Origin of the sequence: Variovorax boronicumulans NBRC 103145 (genome assembly GCF_001591345.1) — a bacterium.
Taxonomy (GTDB): Bacteria; Pseudomonadota; Gammaproteobacteria; order Burkholderiales; family Burkholderiaceae_C; genus Variovorax; species Variovorax boronicumulans.
The window spans coordinates 1-16,500 of sequence record NZ_BCUS01000064.1; the positions used below are offsets into that span (position 1 = coordinate 1).

The 16,500-nt window shown below is 69.5% G+C and carries 22 protein-coding genes; 10 read left to right on the forward strand and 12 right to left on the reverse strand.

Going from position 1 to position 16,500, the window contains the following annotated elements; translation table 11 throughout:
* Both VBO01S_RS18555 and VBO01S_RS18560 read right to left on the reverse strand, forming a co-directional pair.
* On the reverse strand, positions 1 to 249 hold a 249-nt coding region (locus VBO01S_RS18555; RefSeq protein ID WP_174543677.1), incomplete at its 3' end, for a PepSY domain-containing protein.
* Between the two features lie 55 nt (positions 250 to 304).
* Positions 305 to 2,425 (reverse strand): TonB-dependent siderophore receptor, encoded by a 2,121-nt coding sequence (locus tag VBO01S_RS18560; protein ID WP_062477572.1) that lies wholly within the window; start codon positions 2,423 to 2,425, stop codon positions 305 to 307.
* Positions 2,426 to 2,647: 222 nt separating this feature from the next.
* Between VBO01S_RS18560 and VBO01S_RS18565 the strand changes: the two genes are divergently transcribed.
* Positions 2,648 to 2,965 (forward strand): hypothetical protein, encoded by a 318-nt coding sequence (locus VBO01S_RS18565; RefSeq protein WP_062477575.1) that lies wholly within the window; start codon positions 2,648 to 2,650, stop codon positions 2,963 to 2,965.
* Positions 2,966 to 2,984: 19 nt separating this feature from the next.
* Here VBO01S_RS18565 and VBO01S_RS18570 read toward each other — a convergent pair whose 3' ends face one another.
* Positions 2,985 to 3,884 carry a LysR substrate-binding domain-containing protein gene (locus VBO01S_RS18570; protein WP_062477578.1) on the reverse strand — a complete coding sequence of 300 codons (900 nt, stop codon included), beginning with the start codon at positions 3,882 to 3,884 and terminating at the stop codon, positions 2,985 to 2,987.
* Between the two features lie 128 nt (positions 3,885 to 4,012).
* Between VBO01S_RS18570 and VBO01S_RS18575 the strand changes: the two genes are divergently transcribed.
* Together VBO01S_RS18575 and VBO01S_RS18580 are read left to right on the forward strand one after the other, a co-directional pair.
* On the forward strand, positions 4,013 to 5,335 hold the full coding sequence (locus VBO01S_RS18575; RefSeq protein WP_062477581.1) for an MFS transporter: 1,323 nt from the start codon (positions 4,013 to 4,015) through the stop codon (positions 5,333 to 5,335).
* A gap of 46 nt (positions 5,336 to 5,381) precedes the next feature.
* Positions 5,382 to 6,485: a M14 family metallopeptidase gene (locus tag VBO01S_RS18580; protein WP_062477584.1), complete on the forward strand. Its 1,104-nt coding sequence runs from the start codon at positions 5,382 to 5,384 to the stop codon at positions 6,483 to 6,485.
* A 16-nt stretch (positions 6,486 to 6,501) separates the two neighbouring features.
* On the opposite strand, the gene VBO01S_RS18585 is transcribed toward VBO01S_RS18580, so the two are convergent.
* Together VBO01S_RS18585 and VBO01S_RS18590 are read right to left on the reverse strand one after the other, a co-directional pair.
* Positions 6,502 to 7,299 carry an enoyl-CoA hydratase/isomerase family protein gene (locus tag VBO01S_RS18585; protein ID WP_062477587.1) on the reverse strand — a complete coding sequence of 266 codons (798 nt, stop codon included), beginning with the start codon at positions 7,297 to 7,299 and terminating at the stop codon, positions 6,502 to 6,504.
* 78 nt (positions 7,300 to 7,377) lie between these two features.
* Entirely contained in the window at positions 7,378 to 7,812 is a 435-nt protein-coding gene (locus tag VBO01S_RS18590) for a hypothetical protein (protein ID WP_255221142.1), read from the reverse strand.
* A gap of 136 nt (positions 7,813 to 7,948) precedes the next feature.
* Between VBO01S_RS18590 and VBO01S_RS18595 the strand changes: the two genes are divergently transcribed.
* Positions 7,949 to 8,164: a hypothetical protein gene (locus VBO01S_RS18595; RefSeq protein ID WP_062477590.1), complete on the forward strand. Its 216-nt coding sequence runs from the start codon at positions 7,949 to 7,951 to the stop codon at positions 8,162 to 8,164.
* A 26-nt stretch (positions 8,165 to 8,190) separates the two neighbouring features.
* Here VBO01S_RS18595 and VBO01S_RS18600 read toward each other — a convergent pair whose 3' ends face one another.
* Positions 8,191 to 9,108 (reverse strand): DUF808 domain-containing protein, encoded by a 918-nt coding sequence (locus tag VBO01S_RS18600; RefSeq protein WP_062477593.1) that lies wholly within the window; start codon positions 9,106 to 9,108, stop codon positions 8,191 to 8,193.
* Positions 9,109 to 9,198: 90 nt separating this feature from the next.
* The gene (locus VBO01S_RS18605) at positions 9,199 to 9,717 is read right to left on the reverse strand and encodes a GNAT family N-acetyltransferase (protein ID WP_062477596.1); all 519 of its coding nucleotides are present in this window, start codon (positions 9,715 to 9,717) and stop codon (positions 9,199 to 9,201) included.
* Positions 9,718 to 9,803: 86 nt separating this feature from the next.
* Here VBO01S_RS18605 and VBO01S_RS32705 point away from each other — a divergent pair, with 86 nt between their 5' ends.
* Genes VBO01S_RS32705 through VBO01S_RS18615 form a run of 3 tightly spaced genes read left to right on the forward strand, consistent with a single transcriptional unit; the run spans position 9,804 to position 10,526 of the window.
* A complete protein-coding gene (locus VBO01S_RS32705; RefSeq protein ID WP_167395057.1) occupies positions 9,804 to 9,950 on the forward strand; it encodes a hypothetical protein in 147 nt (48 codons plus the stop codon).
* Positions 9,951 to 9,954: 4 nt separating this feature from the next.
* On the forward strand, positions 9,955 to 10,245 hold the full coding sequence (locus VBO01S_RS18610) for a VF530 family protein (protein WP_062477599.1): 291 nt from the start codon (positions 9,955 to 9,957) through the stop codon (positions 10,243 to 10,245).
* The gene (locus tag VBO01S_RS18615; RefSeq protein WP_062477602.1) at positions 10,242 to 10,526 is read left to right on the forward strand and encodes a 2Fe-2S iron-sulfur cluster-binding protein; all 285 of its coding nucleotides are present in this window, start codon (positions 10,242 to 10,244) and stop codon (positions 10,524 to 10,526) included. Before VBO01S_RS18610 ends, VBO01S_RS18615 begins: the two co-directional genes overlap by 4 nt.
* 3 nt (positions 10,527 to 10,529) lie before the next feature.
* Here the strand turns inward: VBO01S_RS18615 and VBO01S_RS18620 are convergent, their stop codons facing one another.
* On the reverse strand, positions 10,530 to 11,732 hold the full coding sequence (locus VBO01S_RS18620; protein WP_062477662.1) for an MFS transporter: 1,203 nt from the start codon (positions 11,730 to 11,732) through the stop codon (positions 10,530 to 10,532).
* A 128-nt stretch (positions 11,733 to 11,860) separates the two neighbouring features.
* Here VBO01S_RS18620 and VBO01S_RS18625 point away from each other — a divergent pair, with 128 nt between their 5' ends.
* A complete protein-coding gene (locus VBO01S_RS18625; RefSeq protein WP_062477605.1) occupies positions 11,861 to 12,532 on the forward strand; it encodes an RluA family pseudouridine synthase in 672 nt (223 codons plus the stop codon).
* Here the strand turns inward: VBO01S_RS18625 and VBO01S_RS18630 are convergent.
* From VBO01S_RS18630 to VBO01S_RS18645, 4 genes are all read right to left on the reverse strand, one after another.
* Positions 12,519 to 12,959 carry a universal stress protein gene (locus VBO01S_RS18630; protein WP_056579296.1) on the reverse strand — a complete coding sequence of 147 codons (441 nt, stop codon included), beginning with the start codon at positions 12,957 to 12,959 and terminating at the stop codon, positions 12,519 to 12,521. The genes VBO01S_RS18625 and VBO01S_RS18630 overlap by 14 nt on opposite strands.
* Before the next feature lie 130 nt (positions 12,960 to 13,089).
* Positions 13,090 to 13,839: a 2OG-Fe dioxygenase family protein gene (locus VBO01S_RS18635; RefSeq protein ID WP_062477608.1), complete on the reverse strand. Its 750-nt coding sequence runs from the start codon at positions 13,837 to 13,839 to the stop codon at positions 13,090 to 13,092.
* Positions 13,836 to 14,120 (reverse strand): DUF427 domain-containing protein, encoded by a 285-nt coding sequence (locus tag VBO01S_RS18640; RefSeq protein WP_056579293.1) that lies wholly within the window; start codon positions 14,118 to 14,120, stop codon positions 13,836 to 13,838. The genes VBO01S_RS18635 and VBO01S_RS18640 overlap by 4 nt, the downstream gene beginning before the upstream one ends.
* Positions 14,121 to 14,260: 140 nt before the next feature.
* On the reverse strand, positions 14,261 to 15,187 hold the full coding sequence (locus VBO01S_RS18645; protein ID WP_062477611.1) for a LysR family transcriptional regulator: 927 nt from the start codon (positions 15,185 to 15,187) through the stop codon (positions 14,261 to 14,263).
* Positions 15,188 to 15,421: 234 nt separating this feature from the next.
* Between VBO01S_RS18645 and VBO01S_RS18650 the strand changes: the two genes are divergently transcribed.
* Both VBO01S_RS18650 and VBO01S_RS18655 read left to right on the forward strand, forming a co-directional pair.
* Entirely contained in the window at positions 15,422 to 16,198 is a 777-nt protein-coding gene (locus tag VBO01S_RS18650; RefSeq protein ID WP_370681324.1) for a 5-oxoprolinase subunit PxpA, read from the forward strand.
* 42 nt (positions 16,199 to 16,240) lie between these two features.
* A complete protein-coding gene (locus tag VBO01S_RS18655; protein WP_062477615.1) occupies positions 16,241 to 16,489 on the forward strand; it encodes an acetyl-CoA carboxylase in 249 nt (82 codons plus the stop codon).
* Positions 16,490 to 16,500: the final 11 nt, after the last annotated feature.

The following is a 16,500-nucleotide window of genomic DNA, read 5'->3' on the forward strand; positions in this document are numbered from 1 at the left end:
CCCGGGCTCGGTCGACACGGCGACGGTCGCGATGCGCCGCCCGGGCATCTCGGCCTGCACGCGCGCGACGAGCGCGGGCGGTGCCAATGCGGGTGCGGCCGACGCCGCCGGGATCGGGTTCAGCAGGTCGGTGATCTCGGCGCGGAACGACAGCGTCGCCCCGCTCAGGCCGATGACGACCAGCACGCTGCCCGCCGTGATGCCGATGAACCAATGGATCTGGAACCAGACGCGTCGCAGCAAAGCCATGAAAAACAGAAGAAAACGAAAAACAGGAAGCCCCGCCAAGGCGGGGCGCGCGGGTTCAAAGATCGATCTTGACCAGAGCCTTGATCGTACGCGGCGTGCCGACCGCCAGCCGCGTGCCGGCCGCCGACCAGTAGCGCTTGTCGCCCACGTTGTCGACGTTCAGCTGGAAGGTGGTGCGCCTGCCCATGAACTGCGCCACGTAGCGCGCGCCCAGGCCGAAGACGGTGGTGCCGCCGATGAAGCCCTGGTTCAGGTCGTCGATGGGACGGCGCCCCGTGAAGTACGCTCCACCGTTGACCGACAGCCCCGGTACCGCCGCGATGTCGTACGAGACAAAGGCGCTCGCCGTGGTGCGCGCCGTGTTCTCGGGCCGCTTGCCGTCGTACTGCGCGTTGATGCGGCGGAACTCGGCGTCCAGCCACTGGCCCGAGAGCTGCCACGCCAGCGCGGGCGTGAGCCGCCCCTGCGCCGACACCTCGAGGCCGCGGTAGCGCTGGCGCCCGCTGGCCACGAAGGTGTTGGCGCTGTCGGTGTAGGCGCCGGGCCGTTCGATGTCGAACAGCGCGCCCGACAGCAGCGTGCCGCCGCCGGTCAGCCAGCGCAGGCCGATTTCCTTTTGCCGGCTCACGCCCGGCGGCATGCGCGTGTTCTGGTTGGCGGTGCCGGCCGGCGCCACCTCGCCCTCTTCCACGCCCTGCGCGTACGACACGTAGGCCATGAGCTCGGGCGTGAACTTGTAGCTCAGCGCCGCCAGCGGCGTGGTCTTGCGCACGCTGTAGTCGAGGGCCGGCAGCGTGGCGCTCGCGCCCTGCCAGCTCTGGTAGCGCGTGTGGCGCAGGCCGGCCACCAGCTGCCACTGCGGCGAGAAGGTGATGCGGTCGAGCGCGTACAGGCCGAGCTCCTCGCTGTCCTGCGCGCCCGAGGTGGGCCGCGACGGCATCGCGCTCAGCGCCAGCGCGCCGATGGGCACGGGGTTGTACAGGTTCTGCAGCGTGGTCGCACCGCCGTAGTTGCGCTGGAACACGGGCGCCTGCGTCTTGTCGCTGCGCGCCGCGCCGAGCGTCAGCTCGTGCTGCAGCGCGCGGGTGGCGAAGGTGCCGAACAGCTCGGCGCGCAGCAGGTCGGAGCGCTGCTCGAGATGCTGCACATTGCCCGTGAGGCGGCCCAGGCCAGTGCGCACGTTGTAGGTGCCGAACTGCGCCAGGCGCCGGTCGCGCTCGGCCTCGGAATGGCCGGCCTCCACGCTGAGCGCCCAGTGGTCGCTCAAGGCGTAGTCGGCGCGCAGCTGTGTGTTGGTGACCTCGGCTTCGAACACGGCCCAGGGCGGCGCCAGCAACTTGTGCGGATCGGGCAGCGCCGGCAGCGCGATGACGCCGTTCACGGCCGCAAGCCGCGCGATGCCGGCCTGCTCGGTGATGCGCTTGCGGTAGTGCTCGATGTCGGCCTTGAGCGTGAGCCGGCGGTTCACGCGCCAGTCGAGCGCGGCAGAAACGAATTTGCGGTCGCCGTCCACGCCGTCGATGGTCGAACCTAACTGCCCGCCGGCCGCATTCAGGCGCAACCCGAACTGGTCGTTCTCGCCGAACTGGCGGCCGATGTCGACCTGGCCCTGCAGCCCGCCCTGGTTGTCGACGCTCATCCCGAGCGAGGTGACGGGCGTGCGCCCCGCGCGCTTGGTGACGAAGTTGATCACCCCCGCCGGCGTGGTGAAGCCGTAGTACAGCGCCGACGCGCCCTTGAGCACCTCGACGCGCTCCTTGTTCTCCATCGGAATTTCCGACACGTTGGGGATCGCGAGCGCGCCGTTGAGCCGGTAGTTGGTGCGGTTCTCCACGGCGATGCCGCGGATGACGAGTTGGTCGAAGGTGTCGCCGCCGTTCTGCTGGCGCGTCACGCCGGCCGTGTTGCGCAGCACGTCGTACACGCCCGTTGCGCCCTGCAGCTCGATCACCTCGCGCGTCACGGTGTTGACCGTGGCCGGCACGTCCATCACGGACGCGCCCCGGAACGTGCCCGCCTCGATCGTCTCGGCCAGGAAGCCGTTGGCGCGCGAGGCTTCGACGTTGACGGTGCTCAGTTCGCTTGCCCGCGATTCGGGGGCAGCGGACGCAGGCACGGATTGGGCATGCGCTGCCTGCACGACGGCGAGCGCAAGGCCCACACAAACTCTCTTCATTCAAATCCCTTGGATGTTCTTCTGGCGGCGCACCTCCCGGCGGCCTGGTGACGCTTCCGGCGTGCGGAAGCGGGAGGGATTATGAATGAGAGGGGTTCTCATTTGACAACAGTTGCCGGACCCTGCCGATAGGATCGGACGCCAGAGCGTTCCATGTCGAAACGCCATCAAGGAGGAATTCATGACTGCCAGTGAAACATCGACCAGACGGGAGGCCCTGCGATGAAGACGGCCGGACGCCTGGCGCTCGGCGTGCTCGCCTGGGTCACCGTGGTTCCGCTGCTGGGACTTCTGTGCATGTGGCTGGGCCCGTCGGTCCTTGACTCGCCCGAAGCCTCGCGCGTCACCATGCATGCAGTCCAGGCCATCAACCTCGGCGCGGCCGCACTGCTCTACTGGTATGCCGTGCCGAGCGTGCCGCACTGGGGCCGACGCGTGGCCTACTTCGTCGCCTTCGTGGTGCTGATGGTGGTCGCCAGCGCCCTCGTGGCCTTCGGCGTCAAACTGCTTTTCGTGGCGCTGGTGCTGTTCTCGCGTTGAGCAAAGGCCCGGCGGGCCGTTACGTCGCCCTCATCGCAGACGCCCGCTGAATGCACTCGATGAAGTGCTGCGCCGCCGGCGTCGACGGCTGCCCGCGCCGGCGCACCACGCACACGTTCAGCATCGGCAACGTCTCGCGCACGTCGACGCGCCGGATGCCGTGGCGCTTGAAGCTGAGCCCGGCCAGCGGCTCGACGAAGAGGCCGATCAGGTCCATGTGCCCCACCAGCGCCAGCGCCACGGTGACCGAGTGCCCCTGCAGCACGCGCGTGGGCGGCGACAGCCCGAGCGGGGTGAACAGCGGCGCCACGGCGTTGGTTCCGCCATGGTCGTCGCCCGGCAGGACCCATTCGGCGGCATAAAGGTCGTTCAGCGAGCGCGCGTTGCGCAGCGGATGGCGCTCGCGCAGGCCGACCACCAGCTGCACCGGGAACAGCTCCAGCGCCTCGAACTGCGGATCGAGCGTGCCGGGCACGATGTGCGCCACCGCGAAGTCGAGATACCCGTCGCGCAGCCGCGCGAGCATCCACGGCAGCACGGCCTCGCTGAACTGCACGTCGACCGCCGGCAGGCGGGTGTGGAAGTCCTTGAAGGCGGCGGGCAGCACGGTGAGCGCAAACGAAGCGCTCACGGCCAGCGAGACGGAGCCGGTGGCGCCATCGCGGATCTGTGCAATTTCGTCGCGGGCGCGTTCCATGTCGGCCAGCAGCAGCCGCGCGCGCGGCGCGAAGGCCAGGCCGAACTGGGTGAGCCGCACGCCTTTCACACTGCGCTCCACCAGCGGCGCGCCGACCTCGCGCTCCAGCTCGCGCACGATCTTGGTCACGGCCGGCTGCGAAATGCCGAGCACGCGCGCGGCAGCGCGGATGCTGAGCTGCTCGACCACGGCCACGAAAGCATGCAACTGATTGGGTTTCATCTTTGGAGTGACAACCAAAAGTTATCGTTGACGCCCAATTATTGTCTTTTCATGACAGCGGTGAGTCTCTAGCATCCGCCGCGGTTCGGGCCCACGCGGCCTGCGCCCCCGATACACACAGGAGACACATGAACACCCCCGCTTCCCAGCCCTCGCCTTCCTCGCCGGCCCGCCGGCGCCAGACCATCGTGGCCACCACCATCGGCAACGGCCTGGAATTCTTCGACTTCACGGTCTACGGCTTTCTCGCGCTGGTGATCGGCAAGCTGTTCTTCCCCACCTTCAGTTCCTACGGCCAGCTGCTGCTGACGGTGGCGAGCTTCGGCGTCGGTTTCATCATGCGGCCGCTGGGCGGCATCGTGATCGGCGCGTACGCCGACCGCGCGGGCCGCAAGAAGGCCATGACGCTCACGATCTTCCTGATGGCGCTGGGCTGCGCGCTGATCGCGTTCACGCCGACCTACGCGAGCATCGGCGTCGCGGCGCCGATCGTGATCGTGCTGGCGCGCCTGATCCAGGGCTTCTCGGCCGGCGGCGAGGTGGGCGCATCCACCACGCTGCTGGTGGAGCACGCCACGCCCGCCAACCGCGGCTACATGGCGAGCTGGCAGTTCGCGAGCCAGGGCCTGGGCGTGCTGATGGGGGCCGTGGTGGTCGGCGTGCTGACCGTCTCGCTGTCCGCCGAGGCCATGCAGAGCTGGGGCTGGCGCGTGCCGTTCGTGCTCGGCATGCTGATCGCGCCGGTGGGCATGTACATCCGTCGCCACCTCGAAGAATCGCTGCACATCTCGCCGGAAGACGCGAAGGCGCCGCGCGAGAGCAGCCTGAAGATCGTCTGCACGCAGCACGGCAGGACGGTGCTGGCCGCCATCCTCGCGCTGGTGGGCGGCACCACGGCGGCCTACGTGGTCACCTTCTACATGCCGACGTACGCGGTGCGGGAACTCGGCCTCACGCCCTCGGTGGCGCTGTTCGGCGCGGCGCTCACGGGCCTGCTGTCGTTCGCGCTCGCGCCCTTCGTGGGCAAGTGGTCGGACATCGTGGGCCGCAAGACGCTCATCCTCTGGAGCCGCATCGTGATGGCGATCCTGATCTACCCGGGTTTTCTGTGGCTCAACGCCTCGCCCACGCCCGTGGTGCTGTTCACCGTGCTCGGCGTGCTGAGCATCGGCCTGGTGGTGCAGACGGTGCCGGGCATCACGATGCTGCCGGAGATGTTTCCCAAGCGCGTGCGCGCCAGCGGCATGTCGCTGGTCTACAGCGTCGGCGTGGCGCTCTTCGGCGGCTTCGCGCCCTTCATCAGCACCTGGCTGGTCAACGCCACCGGCAGCAAGCTCGCGCCGGCCTGGTACCTCGTGGCGATGACGCTCGTGTCGCTGCTCGGCCTGCTCTGGCTGCGCGACCACACGGGCCGCGACATCGATGCGGCCAACGCCCACGCGCCGGCCTGATACCGTCTTCCTCCTTCCCGCCTTCATGCACAGGAATCTTCCCGCCATGTCCCAGCCTGCCACCGCCGCCACCCGCCATTTCTCGGGCACGTACGTCGAAGCCCGCGCCAAGTTCCTCGAGGCCGCCGCGGCGCGCGGCGCCACCATCGAGTCGTTCGTGCACCCGACGCACCGCGGCGCGCTCGGCGAAGAACTCGCCACCGACGTCGCGCTGATCGGCGCGGCCGACGCCAGGAAGGTGCTGCTCGTCACCTCGGGCACGCACGGCCCCGAGGGCTTCTGCGGCTCGGGCGCGCAGGTGGCCACGCTGAACGACGCCGACCTGCTCGCGCGCCTCGAACGCGCGGGTGTCGCGCTGCTGCTGGTGCACGCGGTGAACCCGCACGGCTTCTCGCACCTGCACCGCACCAACGAAGACAACATCGACCTGAACCGCAACCACATCGACTTCAGCGCGCCGCTGCCGGTGAACGCCGAGTACGCCGACGTGGAGCCGCTGGTGCTGCCCGCCAGCTGGCCGCCGACGCCGGCCGACGACGCGGCGGTGGCCGCCTACATCGCCACGCACGGCATGACCGCCTTCCGCGCGGCCGTGACGCGCGGGCAGTACACCTCGCCCGACGGCCTGTTCTACGGCGGCACCGCGCCGTCGTGGAGCAACCGCACCATCCGCGCGATCCTGCGCGGCTACGCGGCCTCGGCCACGCACCTGGGCTGGATCGACGTGCACACGGGCCTGGGGCCCTACGGCCACGGCGAAAAGATCTACCCGGGCCGCAACACGCCCGAAGACCTCGCGCTGGCCCATGCCTGGTGGGGCGCCGACGTGTTCGCGCCCTTCGCGGGCGACTCGGCCTCGGCCGACGTGTCGGGCCCGGTGATATCGACGGCCTACGACGAATGCCCGAATGCGCGCGTCGCGCCCATGGGCCTGGAGTTCGGCACGCTGCCCGACCTGGAAGTGCTCGACCGCCTGCGCGCCGACACCTGGCTGCGCCGCCACCCCGAGGCGCCCGAAGCGCAGAAGCGCGAGATCCGCCGCCGCCTGCGCGACGCGTTCTACTGCGACAACGACGAGTGGAAGGGCATGGTGCTGGGCCAGACGCGCGTCGTGCTCCTGCAGACCCTGCAAGGCCTCAAGAGCGCCTGACCCGGCGGACTTCGGCTCAGCCGAAGTTCGGCGCGCGCTTCTCGCGCAGCGAGGCCACGCCCTCGCGCACGTCGGCGCCCGCGAAGCCCATGAACTCCAGCGCCAGCGAGGCGTCGAAGGTCGGCCCGGCCTGGCGCAGCCAGTTGTTCAGCGCGTACTTGGTGAAGCGGATCGCGCTCTGGCTGCCGGCCGCGAGGCGGTCGGCGATCTCGTAGGCGCGCGGCAGCAGGTCGGCCTCGTCCACCGCCAGCGACACCAGGCCGATGCGCTCGGCCTCCTCGCCGCTCACCGGCTCGCACAGCAGCAGGTGGTACTTGGCCTTGGCCATGCCGCACAACAGCGGCCACACGATGGCCGCATGGTCGCCCGCCGCCACGCCCAGGCGGGTGTGACCGTCGACGATCTTCGCGTTCTTGCTCGCAATGGAAATGTCGGCCAGCAGCCCCGCCACCAGCCCCGCGCCCACGGCCGGGCCGTGCATGGCGCTCACGATGGGCTTGTCGCAGTTGACGAGGTTGTAGACGAGGTCGCGCGCTTCCTTCCACACGCGCTGGCGCACGGTGTCGTCGGTGGTCATGTCCTGCACCATGCCCAGGTCGCCGCCGCCCGAGAAGCCCATGCCCTCGCCGCGCAGCACGGCGCAGCGCACCGTGTCGTCGGCCGCCACGTCGCGCCAGATCTCGGCCAGCTCGCGGTGGCCGTCATGGCCGGCCGTGGGCAGCTTGCCGTTGGTGGCGCGCATCTGGATGTCGAGCACCGCGCCGTTCGCGCCGCGGCGCGTGAGGGCGAGGGTCTGGTAGCGGGAGTAGTCCATGCGTGTGTCTCCGCCCCGCACGCACGGCCATGGCGCGGGGACTTCGTTCGGTGAGAGGAAGGACGAAAGGCCGGAGGCCTATTTTTGCGCGGCCAGCTCGCGGCAGCGCTTCACGTTCGCATCGAAACGCGGCGCCAGGCCCGGCTCGCAGGCGTCGTCGGCGGGGTTCAGCCTGCACATGCCGACCACCGCGTAGTCCATGACGGCCGCCGTGCACATCGGGTAGGCGGCCAGTTCGGGGTTGGCCTTGGCCTTGAAGCCCCAGCGCTCGGAGAACTGCACCATGCGCGTCATCGCGCCGAGGAAGAAGCTGCGGTCCTTCGCGGTAATGGCCGCTTCCATGCGCGGCAGCTCCTCGTTGAGGTAGCCGACCGAGTCCAGCGGAAAACCGGCGGGGTCGGGCAACGGCTGCGCGAAGGCCGTGGCGGCCACCAGGGCCAGCGAGGCGCCCACGCAGGCGCGTCGCAACGGAAGGAAGAAGGCGGAACCGGTGGGCAGGTGGCGGTATGGCATGGCCTGCGATTCTGCAACGTTTGGAAGCATTTTTGCGCGCCGGACGATGCGCGCATGCGACGTTTTGCGGTGGCCACCGGCCTGCCCGCGCGGCGCGGGACAATGGCCGCTTCCGTTTTCCCTTGCAAAGACCCCCATGGCCCGACGCCCCCAACGACAGCTGCGCACCATCGAGCGCGGCATCCTCTGCCTCCTGATCGGCGTCGCCGTGCTGCTGGGGCCGCGCTTCCTGCAGGGCACGCGCTGGTTCGAGATGGTGGCCGGCGCGTACCTCGTCGGCTGGTTCGCGCTCGCGCTGGGGGTGGCGCTGGTCGGCGTCGGCCTGTTCCAGCGCGGCAAGCCGGACCGCTGAGGCCCGGCCGCAAGGTCAACAGGCGCTCAGTGCGCCGCCGCCTTCTTGCCGCGCAGCTTGCCGACGAGTTCCACCACGGCCAGCACGACGGCGCCGGCCACGATGCCCACGACGGCGTTGACGCCCATCGAGCCCAGCGTGCCGAACACGCCGCCCGTGGCCTTGGCCCAGTCTTCGACCGCATGGCCGAACGCCGGCACGCCGTGCACCAGGATGCCGCCGCCCACGAGGAACATGGCGGCCGTGCCGGCCACCGACAGGCCCTTCATGAGCCAGGGCGCCGCCGCCAGGATGCCGCGGCCCAGGGCGCGCGCCGCCGCGCTGCTGCGCTGGCTCAGGTACAGGCCCGCGTCGTCCAGCTTCACGATGCCGGCCACGAGGCCGTAGACACCGATCGTCATGATCAGCGCGATGCCGACCAGCACGCTGAGCTGCGTCGTGAACGGCTGGCCCTGCACGGTGCCCAGCGTGATGGCGATGATTTCGGCGGAGAGGATGAAGTCGGTGCGCACCGCGCCCTTGATCTTGTCCTTCTCGACCGCGACCACGTCGACCGTGGTGTCGGCCACGGCCTTCTGGTGGCGCGCGGTGTCGGCCTCGTGCTCCTTTTTGTGCAGGAACTTGTGGACCAGCTTCTCGGCGCCCTCGAAGCACAGGAACGCACCGCCCACCATGAGCAGCGGCGTCACCAGCCAGGGCAGCCAGGTGCCGATGGCCAGTGCGGCCGGCACCAGGATGGCCTTGTTAACGAGGGAGCCCTTGCACACGGCCCACACCACCGGCAGCTCGCGCTCGGTGCGCACGCCGGTGACCTGCTGCGCGTTCAGCGCGAGGTCGTCGCCGAGCACCCCGGCGGTCTTCTTGGCTGCGACTTTGGTGAGGACGGAGACGTCATCGAGCACGGTGGCGATGTCGTCGAGCAGCAGGAGCAGGCTGGTGGCCATGGGCGAAAGTCAGGCTGTGGAAGAAGCGGCGAGCTTATCCGCAGCCGGTGGCCGCGCCGGTGAAGACCGTACGCGGCATCCGGGGGTGGATCAGTCCACCGCCCGCTTCAGGCGGATTTCTTCGACGCGGACCGTGCCCAGGGCGGTGGTCTTGGCGGTCTTCATCTCGCGCTTGAAGCCGGCGAGTTCGTGGAAGCGCATGGCGCGGTCGTTGCGCAGCGGCACCCAGATGGTGACCGTGGTGCAGCCTTCTTCGGCCAGGCCTTCGCGGGCGGCGTCCCACAGGGCCACGCCGGCGCCCTTGCCCCAGTGCTCGGGCTTGACGTAGATGGCCCAGATCTCGCCCGTGGTGGGCGGCGTCTTGGGGTCGCGCGAGCGGTCGAAGCCCACGAAACCGACGATCTCGCTGCCGTGCGTCACCACATGGACCTGGGGTTCGCTGAATTCGATGGCCTCGCGCCACTTGGCCTCGCGCGAGGCGGGGGCCAGCACGCGCAGGTCGTCTTCGGACAGGATGCCTTCGTAGGCAGCCTTGGCGGACAGGGCATGGACTTCGGCGACGGCCTTGGCGTCGCGCATCGTGGCGGGGCGAACTTCGTAATCGGACATGAAAGCGGAAAAACGTGTGGAACCGGCTATTGTCGCCGCACCGCTAAACTCCTCCCGCATCCGCACGTATCAACTGGAGAAAGCACATGGCCAAGGGTCAGCAACGCACCAACAAGGAAGCGAAGAAACCGAAGAAGGACACCTCGCCGCCGAAGGCCCCCACCGGCGGCATCGAGCCCGTGCGCACCGTCACCACGGCGGTGATTCCGCGCGGCAAGCTCAAGAACAAGTGACCGAGTGACCGACGTCCCCGCGCCCGCCCCCAAGCCGGCGCAGCCGCGCAACCCGTTGCATGGCCTCACGCTGGAGGCCATCGTGACCGCGCTGGCCGATTACTACGGCTGGGAGCAGCTGGGGCACCTGGTGCCGATCCGCTGCTTCATCAGCGAGCCCAGCGTGGGTTCCAGCCTCAAGTTCCTGCGCAAGACGCCCTGGGCGCGCGACAAGGTCGAGAGCCTGTACCTCTTCATGCTGCGCGAGCAACGCCGCGAACAGCAGCAACAGCAGCAAGAACCTCCCGCGCGATGAAGGTCCGCCTCGAACCGTCGGGCCTCGAATTCGAGGCCGAGGCGGGCGTCACGCTGCTGCATGCGGCGGAGGCGGCCGGCATCGAGCTGCCCAGTTCGTGCCGCAACGGCACCTGCCGCACCTGCATCTGCCAGCGGCTCTCCGGCGAGAGCCGCCACCTCATCGAATGGCCGGGCCTGAGCTTCGACGAAAAGATCGACGGCTGGATTCTTCCCTGCGTGGCCGTGGCGCAGAGCGACCTCACGCTCGACACGCCGCAGGCGCGCGCCCTCTTGGACTGACGATCAGGACCGCGCCGAAACCGAAGCCGGTGCAGCCACCACCAGCCGGTCGCGCTGCGCCAGCGACGGGAACAGGCGGAACCACGTCAGCGCCACCAGCATCGTCCCCACGCCGCCGAGCACCACCGAGCCGACCGGCCCCAGCAGCGCCGCGGTGGCGCCCGACTCGAATTCGCCGAGCTGGTTGCTCGCTCCGATGAAGATCGAGTTGACCGCGCTCACCCGCCCGCGCATGGCGTCGGGCGTTTCCAGCTGCACCAGCGTCTGGCGGATCACGACGTTGACCATGTCGGCCCCGCCCGACACCGCAAGCGCAACGAGCGAGACGACAAAGCTCTTCGACAGGCCGAACACCACCATGCACAGCCCGAACGCCCCCACCGCCAGCAGCAGCGTGCGCCCCACGTTGCGCTCCACCGGCCGGCGCGTGAGCGCAATCGACATCACCAGCGCGCCCACCGCCGGCGCACTGCGCAGCAAGCCCAGGCCCCAGGGGCCGGTGTGCAGAATGTCCTTGGCATAGATCGGCAGCAGCGCCACCGCACCGCCCAGCAGCACCGCGAACAGGTCGAGCGACACCGCGCCCAGCACCGGCTTGCGCTTCCAGATGAAATTGACGCCCGCGAACACCGTGGCCAAGGTGACCGGCTCGCGCGCGGCCGGCGCGTGGTCGTAGCGCAGCCGCAGCACCAGCACGCAGGCCACCGCGAAGCACAGCACGCTCGCGCCGTACACCACCGCCATGCCCGCCACGAACAGCAGCCCGCCGAGCGCCGGCCCGCCGATGATCGCGCCCTGCATGCCGGCCGAGCTGAACGCCATCGCACGCGACAGCAGCAGCGGCGGCACCAGGAGCGGCGTGAGCGCCTGCTGCGCCGGCATCTGGAAGGCGCGCACCGCGCCCAGCACCAGCGACAGCCCGAGCAGCAGCCCGCGCGTGTCGTTCTTGTGCAGCACCGCGAACAGCAGCGCCAGCGCCACCGTGCCCTGCACCGCGAAGCACACCGCCACGATGCGACCGCGGTGGTGCCGGTCCACCACATGGCCGGCCAGCAGCGCGAGCAGCAGCGCGGGCACGAACTGGTACAGGCCCACCAGGCCCAGGTCCCACGCGCTGCCCGTCAGCTCGTACATGTGCCAGCCGATGGCCACGAGCATCATCTGCGAGGCGGCGGTGCCGAACAGGCGCGCCACCCACAGCTGCATGAAGGGGCGCTCGCGCCTCAGGTCGGTGAACGTGGGAGACAAGGGAGGAGAAGCGGCGCCGGGCATATCGGTCGAGGATAGCCCAGCCTTCTTCCGGCTTTCTGAGCCTCTCTACACTCGCTGTCCCCATGACCGCTTCGCCGCCCGACCTGCTTCCCGTTCACGAAGACGCCCACCTGCTGGTGCTCGACAAGCCCGCCGGCCTGCTGTGCGTGCCCGGGCGCGGCGAGGACAAGCAGGACTGCCTGAGCGCGCGCGCCCAGCGCCAGTGGCCCGACGCGCTCATCGTGCACCGGCTCGACATGGGCACCAGCGGCCTCGTGGTGATGGCGCGCGGCCTGGAGATGCAGCGCGTCCTGAGCGCGGCCTTCGCCGACCGCGAGGTGCACAAGCGCTACGAAGCCGTGGTCGACGGCGTGATGCCGCAGCGCGATGACTGGTCGCTCATCGACGCTCCGCTGATGGCCGACTGGCCGCGCCGGCCACTGCAGAAGATCGACCCGGCCGGCAAGCCCAGCCTCACGCGCTGGCGCGCACTGAGCAGCGTGTCGCCGCCCGGCGGCCCGGCGGCCACGCACGTGCTGCTGGAGCCGCTCACCGGCCGCTCACACCAGCTGCGCGTTCACCTGCTGTCGATCGGGCACCCGATCCTGGGCGATGCGCTGTACGGCGACGCCGCGCTGCAGGCACGCGCACCGCGCCTGCTGCTGCATGCCAGGGAACTGGGGTTCGTGCATCCCGCGACGCGGGAGCCGTTGCACTTCGAATGTGCGGCGGGCTTCGTGCTCAGCGGCCCTTGACGACGAGCACCGGCATGGTGGCGTCCTGCAGCACGCGCTGCGTCACGCTGCCCAGCAGCAGTTTCTCGATGCCGCTGCGCCCGTGCGAGCCCATCACGATCAGGTCGGCCGCGATGGCGATGGCGGTGTCCACGATGCCTTCGTGCACCACGTGGCCGTCGATCACGCGCTGGTCGCTGTGCAGGCCTTCGGCCGCCAGGGCGGCCACGCCGCGTGCGAGCGCCGCGTTGGCGCTGGCGGTGGCCGCCGCGAGGTATTCGTTCTGGCCGAGCGCATAGTCCGCGCCCACGCCGATGAAGGGGTAGTTGTCGATCACGTGGATCAGCGTGATGCGGCTGCCGAAGGCCAGGGCGAGACCGCTGGCCTTGCTGACCGCGAGCATGGAAGTTTCGGAGCCGTCGATGGGGACCAGGATGTGATTGAACATGGCGGGACCTCGCTTAGCGTTCGCAGACAGACAGACTGACGGACCCGGTTCGCACCGGGTCGGGCCCCGAATTTAACCGCTATGCAGAACCCGCCCTGTAGGACTCCGACCAGCGAAGTCCGCAGGCGTCTCAATCCCCCTGGAAACCCTCAGACCGGCAGGTGACCACCAGCGTGTCGCGCCACCCATCGCCACCCTCTTCCAGCGGCTGGATCGGCGTCGATTCGTGGATCACGCGCGCGTCGTCCAGCAGCAGCAGCGTCCACGGTTCGGTCATGGTGAAGCGCTCGCCGCGCCGGCCGTTGGCCTCGAACACGCGCGTCTCGCCGCCCTTGATGCCCTGGCGCCCGATCAGCACCACCGCCACCAGGTCGACACCGTCGCGGTGCGCGCCTTCGGGCGTCGGCCGGCCGATGCCGCCGGCGGTGTCGATGCGGAACTGGTGCGCTTCCACGAACCAGCGCTGCGGTGCGCCGCGCATGTCGCTGCTGACCTGGCCCAGCTGCTGCATCAGCCGCTGCCACACGGGCTGCGCCACCGTGGCCTCGAGCATCGGCGCGAACCAGCGCTGCATGCCGCCGTGCAGCGCGTTGTATTCGACCGGCTGCCAGTGCGCGCGGTGCGGCACCTGCGCCAGCGTGGCGTCGGCCTCGACCGTGAAGCAGGCGTGGCGCCGCGTGCGGTAGCGGCCGCCGTCCTTCAGGTACTCGTCGGGCGGCAGGTCGTTCCAGTCGGCGTGCAGCGCCTCGAGCTGCGCCAGCGGCACGCCGAGCCAGTCGCACACGCCCTGCGGGCTGAGCACCGCGTAGCCGTGCTCGCGCAGCGCACCGGCCAGTTCGGCCGGCGGCGTGAACGGGGGAGCGAAGGCGGCGGTGCTCACTGGGCGCTGACCTTCACGTCCTTCCAGAACGCGACGCGGTCACGGATTTCCTCGGCTTCGGGCTTCGGGTCGGGGTAGTACCAGGCGGCGTCGGCGTGGAGCTCGCCGTTGACCAGCAGCGAGTAGTAGTTCGCCGAGCCCTTCCACGGGCAGGTGGTCTTGTGGTTGCTGAAGGTGACCACGTCGCGGTTGAGCGAACTCATCGGGAAGTAGTGGTTGCCTTCGACGAGCACGGTGTCGTCGCTTTCGGCGATGGTGACGCCGTTCCAGGTTGCTTTCATGGGATCGATCTCCGGGGAGGTGCAAGGTGCCGATGCCGCATTGCGCGCTCGGGACAGCGGCTATTGTGACGCTGGCGCGACGTGCTTTCCTTGCGCCGGGTCATCCCGGCCCGATGCCGGCAGGGTTTCCCCCTGCAGTGTCAGGCGCGGCCGCGCCCCGTGCGCCCCGAGGCCGGCTCGAGAAACAGCTGCCGGAAATAGTTGCGGAACGCCGTCATCGCCGGCGAAAACTCCACGCCCTGCTTCCACCCCAGCCCGATGTTCATCGTGGGCACCGCGTCGCGCAGGTTGATGGTCTCGATGCGCTTGCCTTCCAGCGACCACGGGCGGTAGACCATGTCCGACAGCACCGTCACGCCCAGCCCGTTGGCCACCGTGCTGCGCACCGCCTCCACCGAGCTCGTGCGCAGCCGGATCTGCGGCTGGTGCGGCGTCTTGCTCCAGTACTTGAGCGCGGTGGCGGCGGCCTCGTCGACCGTGAGCATGATGTAGGGCTCGGCCGCCACGTCGGCCAACGTCACCTCGGCCTTGTCCAGCAGCGGGTGCTTGGCCGGCACCCACAGCCGGCGCTGCGAGCCGAAGAAGGTTTCGAGCGACAGCTCGCGCAGCACCACGTTCGAGGTGAGCACCACGCCGATGTCGTAGCGCTGCGTGATCAGACCCTCTTCGATGGCCTCGCGCGCCACCTCGTGCACCTTCACCGTCACCTGCGGGTGCAGCTGCTCGAAGCGCTGCAGGTGGTGCGGCAGGAAATAGCCCAGCACCGTGTAGCTGGCCGCGATGGTGAGCGAGCCCTCGACGTTCTCGCCCTCGTGCGGCATGCGCACCGCCTCGTCGGCCGCCGACAGCACCGCGTAGGCGTGGCTGAGAAAGCGGCGCCCGGCCTTGGTGAGCTCCACACCGTGCGGATGCCGCTCGAAGAGCTGCTGCCCCATCAGCTCCTCGAGCTCGCGGATCGCGGTGGTCACGGCCGACTGCGAGATGTTCAGCTGCAGCGCCGCGTGCGAGATGCGCCCCACCTCGGCCACCGCCGAGAAGTACTTGAGCTGGCGAAGGGTCAGGGACATGGCACCGTCTTCCTAGGGTATTTACGGATACGCGCTGCCTGCCTCGGGCGAAAACCCGATACCGCGCGATCGCTTCCCTCCAGCGTAGCGCCCATTCCAGCGGCTTGCAGCATCTGTTTTTCAGATACCGGACCGCCTGAAAACAATGCTTTTCGGCCTTTCGACCGCTGGCTAACCTTCGCGCCAACCTGCATCGCCCCCTTGGCGATGCGCACCACACAAAGGCGGGACGACGTGACGAAGACAACGCGGATCGATCTGAATTCCGACATGGGCGAAGGCTTCGGCCCCTGGACCATCGGCGACGGCGTGGACGAGCAGCTCATGCCGCTGATCAGCTCGGCCAACATCGCGACCGGCTTCCATGCCGGCGACCCGAACATCATGCGCAGGATGGTGCTGCTGGCCCGCGAACACGGCGTGGGCATCGGCGCGCACCCAGGCTTTCGCGACCTCGTGGGCTTCGGGCGCCGCCACATCACCGCGCCGGCCGACGAGCTGGTGAACGACATGGTCTACCAGCTCGGCGCGCTGCGCGAGTTCGCGCGCCTGGCCGGCATGACGCTGCAGCACATCAAGCCGCACGGCGCGCTGTACATGCATGCGGCGCGCGACGAGGCGCTGTCGCGCGCCCTCGTCACCGCGCTGCAGCAGATCGAACCCACGCTGCGCCTGTTCTGCATGGAATCGTCCGTCACCTTCCAGGTGGCGCGCGAGTTGGGCCAGCCGGTGGTGCGCGAGTTCTATGCCGACCGCGACTACGACCTGAGCGGCTCCATCGTCTTCACGCGCCGCGTCGGCGCGCTCGACCCCGAGGCCGTGGCCGCCAAGGTGCTGCGCGCCTGCACCGAGGGCGTGGTGCGCACGGTCGAAGGAGAAGACGTCGCGATCGGCTTCGACTCGGTCTGCATCCACAGCGACACGCCCGGCGCGCTCGCGCTGGTGCAGGCCACACGGCGCGCCCTTGCCGACAACGGCATCGAAGTTGCAGGCCTGGCCAAGCCCGCCTGAGTTTTTTTCCTCGTTACCCGAACCTGTTCCAGGAGTGCCCCGATGCCCGCTACCCATGAAGTCCTGAGCCCACTGCCGGGCACCTTCTACCGCCGCTCGGCGCCCGACGCGCCGCCGTTCAAGACCGAAGGCGACACCGTGGCCGTGGGCGACGTGCTCGGCCTGGTCGAGGTGATGAAGCAGTTCAGCGAAGTCACGGCCGACGCGGCGGGACGCCTGGCCAGCTTCGCCGTCGAGAACGGCGAGCCGGTCGATCCGGGCCAGCTGCTGGCCGTCATCGAAACGGCCTGAGGCAACCGCCC